We start from the raw sequence: 6,207 nt of genomic DNA on the forward strand, positions 1-6,207 counted from the left end.
TTCGAGCAGGGCCCGTCTTCGGACGGGCCCTGCTTTTGTTTAACCCACCTGTGCCTCCAAAACAGGGATGACGACGGCGGCGCGGCACCGACGTCGTCCGCCCACGGCGCCGTCGCGGTCCTCATGCCGGCCAGCTCCCTGCGCCGGGTCCCGCACCACAAGTCTGCGGCTAGTCGTCCCGGGGGATGAGGATCCACAACGCGATGTAGACGAACTCGCCCACGCCGAACAGGCCGAAGAACATAAACCCGAGCCGGACAAATGCCCGGGGGACTTCGAAACGGTCGGCCAAGGCGGCGCACACGCCTGCGAAGATTTTGCCGCGTCTGGGGCGAACCAAAGTTGCTGACATTTCGCTACCGTAGCACCAGGCGCCCGTCGAGTCAGCAGTGTCTTTCGCCCCTGCCGCCCAGTACAACAGCAGGCGCCGCAGCTGATCAGAGCTGGCCCCGCCGCGCTAGGTACGTGTTCAATGCCGGGTTGTCGATGTCCTTGGCCAGCCACGGGATGGTCTCCGCTGCGGCAGCATCGCCGAGGACGGCCCGGTGCGAGTGCGCCCGGACCACCAGTTCGCGCAGTGCGCCGCGGCTGGCCATGATGCCCAGCCGGTCGGCGTAGTCCCCGGCTGCGGGGGAACCGGCGTCGATCGCGACCTCGGCGGCGGTGTCCAGCAGCCGCGCCCGGTACCAGAGATACCAGGGCGTGGTGTCGAGCCCCCGCTTCAGCCACGACTCGGCCGACGCCTGATCGTTCAGCGCCATGCTGAGCCGGGCCTTGGCACCCGCGGCCAGGGTCAGGTAGCAGTGGTCGCCGGCGACGTCGGCCATTACCCACGAGCGGTCGATCAGGGGAGCGGCGTCCTCCAGCCGGCCGGCGGCGAGGAAGGTCTCGCCGCGGAGCCCGGCGACAAAGGGTTCGAATGCCGTCCAGTGTTCGGCAGCGATCAGTTCCTGGGCCCGGTCCAGGCATTCAGCAGCCAGTTCCAGATCCCCGCGCAGCAGATGCACCCGTCCGGTCAGGGCCGTACTGAACGCCAGTAGGCGGCGGCCGCCAACGGCGGTGGCGAGCCGGCTCGATTCGGCCAAAGCCGCCAGCGCCTCACCGTAGTGCGCGGTGTCCGAAGCCGCCATGCCCTGGATGGCCAGGATCCTGGAGCGTTCGTCGTCGAACCCGTCCGCCGCCCGGGCCGCCTGCTCCAGCCAGCCGGCCGCACGGTCCGGAATGCCCCGCTGCACGGACAGGTACCCCAGCTCCCGGTACGCGGCCGCCGCCACCCGCGATGCCGGCCGCCCGGGGTTCCGTCCCTCCACCGCCAGCGACTCCGGGTCCAGTCCCTCGGATTTCAGGGCCCGGTGCAGGAGATCGGCCACCTCGGCGCCGCGGCCGCCGGCCTGATGGATCAGCGCCCCGGACAAGGTGACCAGGGATTCGGCGAGCAGATGGTGGTCGCCGGTCCGTTGCGCGATCTCGGCCGCGAGGCGCAACTGCTCCAGCCCGCGGTCCACGGAGCCTGCCGAGAGCGAGGCCTCGGCGGCGTCGAGGTAGGACCGCACGGCGGACGAACTGGCCGGCAGCCCGGGCTCTGCCGCGGGCGGCGCGTCTGCCAGCGCCCGGCGCACCTCCGCGGGCACACCGAGCCCAAGCTCCCGCCGGTAGAGCTCGCGGCACTTGTCGGCCTGCTCCCGCGCCCGCCGGTAGTCACCCAGGGCGAGCAGGGCCTTGATCAGCACGGCGTGGCAGTCGGCGTTGAAGGGGTCCAGGTGCAGTGCGCGGGTGGCGAGGTCGACGGCGTCGTCCGCTTTTCCGGCCGCCAGCGCGGCGAGCGAGGCCTCGTAGAGCAGCGTCAGGACAGCGTTCTCGAGCCGGTGCCGCTGGTCCTCCAGCCAGGACTCGAACGCCGGGCATTCTTCGAAGGTGAGACCCTCCAGGAGGTCGCCGTCGAAGGTCCGCGGATCGGCGTCGCCGGCTGGCTGCAGGGCCGCCAGCACATCGCAGTTCCAGCCGGCCGGCAACACCAGCCGCAGCGGGTCGCCGCCCACCGAATCCGCGCCGAGGGTCCGGCGCAGCTCCGAAAGGTTCCAGCGCAGGGCGCCGAGCGGGTCCTCGGCGTCGGGGAACAGGAGGGCCGCCGTCCGGGCCCGGCCGGTGCCGCCCGGTTGCAGCGCGAGGTAGGCCAGCACAGCCCACGCCTTGCGGCCCCGGGGCTGCCGGGGTGCGGTGCCAGCGGACTCGATCCTGGGCGGACCGAGGAGCCGAATCCAAGTCTCGGCCATATGAGTCATGCTACGCCGCTGGTGGGGGAGCGGGAGGGGCAGACGGTGAGCGTGCGGCGGGAGAGCGACGGCGCCTGGCCGGCGCATGATCGGAGCCGAAGGGAGCCGGAAGCGGGCGGAAACCACAGCGGAAAATGCTCACACGGTGGCTCACACGGTGGGTGCGGAAACTGGACATGTCCCCACAAAAGGACCGGAAACCTGAACCCCAGCCGCAAACTAAAGCCGCACCGACCGCCCGGGATTCCGGCCCAACAAACCTGATCCATCATCAGCCCCAACAACCAGCTCCATCACTCGCCCGAGGTGCTCTTCACATGGAATTTGCCGCTATCCTGCTCGCCGGACTCCTGGTCTTCGCAGCCGTCGCCACCATAGTCGCGGTCGTCCGCGACGGCCGGGGCCACACCCCTCCCATCCGGTCCACCCGCCCCTGGATGGCAGGCAACCTGCCCAGCGAACCGTACGCATCCCTGCGGTCCCTGCAGGGCTGACTGAATCCGGTAACCACACGCCAGTAACCGCACGGGCCTGACCCCCACCTCCAGCATGGGAGGCGGGGGTCAGGCCCGACGTCGTGCGGTGCCTTTGTGGAGTTCAGCGCTTGGTTGCGGCGTTCTGTGATCGCCGGGTGTCGCTCAAGTGGGCTTTAGGTGGGATTGAATCGCATGCCATGAGGGTTCCAGGGACGTTGATGGTGCTCTTGAAATCTGAAGAGTGCCGGATGTCAGATGGTCTCAGACAAACACACCGGAGGAGGTCGCCATGACGGTCGCTTTCAACCACACCATCGTCTACGCAACGGATATGCGTCGGTCGGCGAAGTTCCTGGCCAACGTGCTCGGACTGCCGGAACCCCAAGCCATGTGGTCCTTCATGACCGTGCCCCTTGACCACGGGGTGGCCCTCGATTTCGCCACAGCGGACCGGCCCATCGCCCCGCAGCACTACGCCTTCCTGGTCAGCGAGGAGGACTTCGACGGTATCTTCGCAAGGATCCAGGCCGAGGGCATCCCCTATTGGGCGGACCCGGGACGGTCCCGCCCACAGCAGATCAACCACAACGACGGCGGACGCGGCGTCTACTTCGCGGATCCTGACGGGCATTTCCTTGAAGCAATCACGCGCCCGTACGGATCGGGTGCTGTTTGACGTCCCAGGTTCGCCGTCACGGCCACCGGGGCCGCCGAGACCGTTGCGCGGCACGATGGCATCGGCGAGGATGTATGCGGTCCACCGAGCTGCAAACCGTGCTGCAAACAAGGAGTCGACGCGAATGACGAAGTATCTGATCTCGTTTCCGAGTGCCGCCATGGTCTTCCCTGACGAAGAGCTGCAGGCTGTTTCGGATGCGTCGCACGCGGTCGTCCAGGAGGCGAAGGACGCCGGCGTCTGGGTGTTCGGCGGCGGCATCGATGAGACCATCCCGCCCGTCATGGTGGATGGCGATGGGACCGTGAGCGAGGGCACTTACCCGCAGACGACGCAGCTCGAAGGCGGCTACTCGGTGCTGGAGCTGCCCTCCTACGATGCTGCCTTGGAGTGGGCCGCAAAGATCGCGGCCGCCTGCCGTTGCGCGCAGGAGGTGCGCGCTTTCCAGTACGACCCCGCCAGCTAGGTGACTGCGCGGCGGGCGTGGCTTACACTGACCTCGGCTGGTGGGCGCCGGGGGAGGGCACGTGTCAAGACGACATCTTTGTGGGGCGGTAGTGGTGGCTTTCGGGCTGGCCTTGGCCGGATGCTCTGGATCCACCCAGCCCGGTCTAACCTTCACTTCGCCCACCGTGCGTGCGGCACCCTCAACCCCGAGTCCTCAGCCGAGCCCGTCCATCGCCCACGACGGCAACGTGAAGGGAAGCAGCGCGGTGAGCGTAACCGTGGCACCTGACATCTTCGACCAGCAGGGCGAGAGGTACGAGGAAGGACTAGGTGACGGATGGGAAACGTCACCCGCGTTCCTTGTCGAGACCGACAACCAGGACAAGGCCGCCGCGGCGTTGTATGCCGCGGCAGGGCGCTTTATGTCGGTGGACCAGAACGGCAAGGAACTGAGCCCCGCCGAAATGACTGGCGACTACCCCCAGTACACGCCAAACTACGTCTCCGATGTCTATCTGACCGAACTTGGCCCCATGATTTGGACTGACACCAAAGGCGAACTCTCGATAGGCATGGCGGAGAGGATGCTGCTCATACTGGAGGCCGAACTCCGGTCCCAGGGGATCACGGCCCATGTGACTGCTCCACCGGCTGACCTCTCACTCGACGGCACGCCCATCTGGCGGCCTCCCACCGAGACCGCCGTGCACGCGGGAGCTGACGTGAAGGCGCCGGCGAACGAATAGCGGCGGCGGGAGACCTCGGGGCACCGTTCCCCGCCCCGGACCGGCGGGGAACGCCGACGTCGTCGATCAAGTGTCTAGACACCCGCAGTGGCGCGGGAGCATCCTAAACGTGTGCGCGTTTCGGGAGGAGAGCGGCCACGGGGCGGGGAGATCCCGTCCCGGCTGGGGAATCCTGCGGAACCGGTGGACCGCTGGCAGTCCCACTTTCCAGGCGTGCGGACACGATCGGCGAGGGAACCGGGGACCAGATCATGGACGAAACATCCGATACGCGGCAAAGGCTGTCCAACCGCATCGACCAGAAGCAACGGGACCTTCAGTCCTACCTCGGCAGGGAACGACCACGGCGCTCCCGGCTGGCCGGCATCAGCATCGTGGGCAGTGCGCTGGCCGCCGCGTTCACGGTCGGCCCCGCCGCCGGTGGCACGGGGTTCACCGAAGCGGTGGCGAACATCTTCAACCTGGCGGACGACTCGATTGTGTGGCGCGGGCTGTGTCTGCTGGCGGTGATCTGCTCCGTTGCCGCGGCGCTGGCCACGAACTTTGCCACGTCCCGTTCCGTGGCGGACCGTGTGAGCGCGGCCGAGACCGCCAGCGCCCAGCTGGAGGGGCTGCAGGTCGCGCTGAACTTCGGCCACATCGAGATCGACGAGGCCGTCAAGCTGTATCAGCAATACGCCACGCAGGTGGCCTTCGTGGAGGCGTCTCCGGCGGGGTGAACTGTTCTTTCAAGCAGCGGCGCAGCAGAGAGCAGAAGCGTTCGGGTCGCTCTGCAGTTACCCCTGCAATCCAGGCCTTGTTGTCAGCCCTCAAGAATCAGCTCGACTTCCACGTCCACCTCATCGCCGGCGTGGATGCCGGCTGCGGTTCTGATGGCCTTCTTGACGGGGAGGAGGTACGAGTTGGTCCTGCTGTCCGGGAAGAGCGACGTCGACCACCGCTGCCCGGCGATGCATGCCTTCACCTTCACCGAACCGAAGCCCCTCCGGAACGGAGCGGCCTGGTCCTTGAGCTGCTCCGCCAGATCTGGCGGCAAGGTAATGAAGTGCCAGCCGGCCTGCTCGGGGTAGTGCCACAGCTCGGCACGGAACGTGTACGACGTCGTCACGCTCTGAGTATGGCACCGGGAGCGGAGTCCCGTGATGTGCGCGTGTGACCCACTCCATAAAGCCCGACGCCGGCCGGCTGGCCTTTGGGGGCGGCTGCGGCGGGCCGGAATCCGCATGGTTCCGGGGAATGTGACGCCATGGGACCCCCTCAGGGGGCCGATTTGTGCAGGGTCCTCCCGGCGTGTAAAGTAATTCGAGTCGCCGCCGCTGATGCGGAAAGAAAGCGACCGACCCCCTTCTAAACAGCCTGAAAATGGTTCGCAAATTTGCGCGCTAAATAACGGCGGGGACCTTCTTGGATGAATGCAAATCGCAGAAATGCGAATTTGCAAAGACTTCCGGACTCGGGTAAGTTTGAAAAGTTGCTCCGGAGCGATCCGCGACTGTTTGTTGGTTGTGGTGGTGCCGGGTGTGTCTGTTGTTTGAGAACTCAATAGTGTGCCAAGTTTGTTGATACCAATTTATTGTATTGAATTGGTT

General features: G+C 66.8%; 8 protein-coding genes. 5 read left to right on the forward strand and 3 right to left on the reverse strand.

Annotation, left to right across the window (positions count from 1 at the left end):
* Positions 1-169 precede the first annotated feature (169 nt).
* Both AC1DNG_RS13190 and AC1DNG_RS13195 read right to left on the reverse strand, forming a co-directional pair.
* Positions 170-352 carry a PspC domain-containing protein gene (locus AC1DNG_RS13190; protein ID WP_223915840.1) on the reverse strand — a complete coding sequence of 61 codons (183 nt, stop codon included), beginning with the start codon at positions 350-352 and terminating at the stop codon, positions 170-172.
* A gap of 85 nt (positions 353-437) precedes the next feature.
* Complete coding sequence (locus AC1DNG_RS13195; protein ID WP_476887542.1) at positions 438-2,273, reverse strand: AfsR/SARP family transcriptional regulator; 1,836 nt, start codon at positions 2,271-2,273, stop codon at positions 438-440.
* 317 nt (positions 2,274-2,590) lie between these two features.
* Between AC1DNG_RS13195 and AC1DNG_RS13200 the strand changes: the two genes are divergently transcribed.
* The 5 genes from AC1DNG_RS13200 (at position 2,591) to AC1DNG_RS13220 (ending at position 5,337) form a co-directional block, all read left to right on the forward strand.
* On the forward strand, positions 2,591-2,767 hold the full coding sequence (locus AC1DNG_RS13200; protein WP_476851686.1) for a hypothetical protein: 177 nt from the start codon (positions 2,591-2,593) through the stop codon (positions 2,765-2,767).
* A 271-nt stretch (positions 2,768-3,038) separates the two neighbouring features.
* Entirely contained in the window at positions 3,039-3,425 is a 387-nt protein-coding gene (locus AC1DNG_RS13205; protein WP_476887543.1) for a VOC family protein, read from the forward strand.
* Positions 3,426-3,549: 124 nt separating this feature from the next.
* Positions 3,550-3,891, forward strand: a complete 342-nt coding sequence (locus AC1DNG_RS13210; protein WP_476887544.1) for a YciI family protein — start codon at positions 3,550-3,552, stop codon at positions 3,889-3,891.
* A 247-nt stretch (positions 3,892-4,138) separates the two neighbouring features.
* On the forward strand, positions 4,139-4,618 hold the full coding sequence (locus tag AC1DNG_RS13215; protein WP_476887545.1) for a hypothetical protein: 480 nt from the start codon (positions 4,139-4,141) through the stop codon (positions 4,616-4,618).
* A gap of 251 nt (positions 4,619-4,869) precedes the next feature.
* On the forward strand, positions 4,870-5,337 hold the full coding sequence (locus AC1DNG_RS13220) for a hypothetical protein (RefSeq protein ID WP_223915857.1): 468 nt from the start codon (positions 4,870-4,872) through the stop codon (positions 5,335-5,337).
* A gap of 83 nt (positions 5,338-5,420) precedes the next feature.
* Here the strand turns inward: AC1DNG_RS13220 and AC1DNG_RS13225 are convergent, their stop codons facing one another.
* Positions 5,421-5,726 (reverse strand): DUF1905 domain-containing protein, encoded by a 306-nt coding sequence (locus AC1DNG_RS13225; protein WP_476887546.1) that lies wholly within the window; start codon positions 5,724-5,726, stop codon positions 5,421-5,423.
* Between the last annotated feature and the right edge of the window lie 481 nt (positions 5,727-6,207).

This window comes from Arthrobacter sp. 01T425, assembly GCF_056398725.1.

What these genes read in the sequence shown, in the direction of transcription:
- AC1DNG_RS13205 (WP_476887543.1), top strand. Translation starts at nt 3,039, where the DNA reads ATGACGGTCGCTTTCAACCACACCATCGTCTACGCAACGGATATGCGT.
- AC1DNG_RS13200 (WP_476851686.1), top strand. Translation starts at nt 2,591, where the DNA reads ATGGAATTTGCCGCTATCCTGCTCGCCGGACTCCTGGTCTTCGCAGCC.
- AC1DNG_RS13190 (WP_223915840.1), bottom strand. Translation starts at nt 352, where the DNA reads ATGTCAGCAACTTTGGTTCGCCCCAGACGCGGCAAAATCTTCGCAGGC.
- AC1DNG_RS13195 (WP_476887542.1), bottom strand. Translation starts at nt 2,273, where the DNA reads ATGGCCGAGACTTGGATTCGGCTCCTCGGTCCGCCCAGGATCGAGTCC.
- AC1DNG_RS13210 (WP_476887544.1), top strand. Translation starts at nt 3,550, where the DNA reads ATGACGAAGTATCTGATCTCGTTTCCGAGTGCCGCCATGGTCTTCCCT.
- AC1DNG_RS13220 (WP_223915857.1), top strand. Translation starts at nt 4,870, where the DNA reads ATGGACGAAACATCCGATACGCGGCAAAGGCTGTCCAACCGCATCGAC.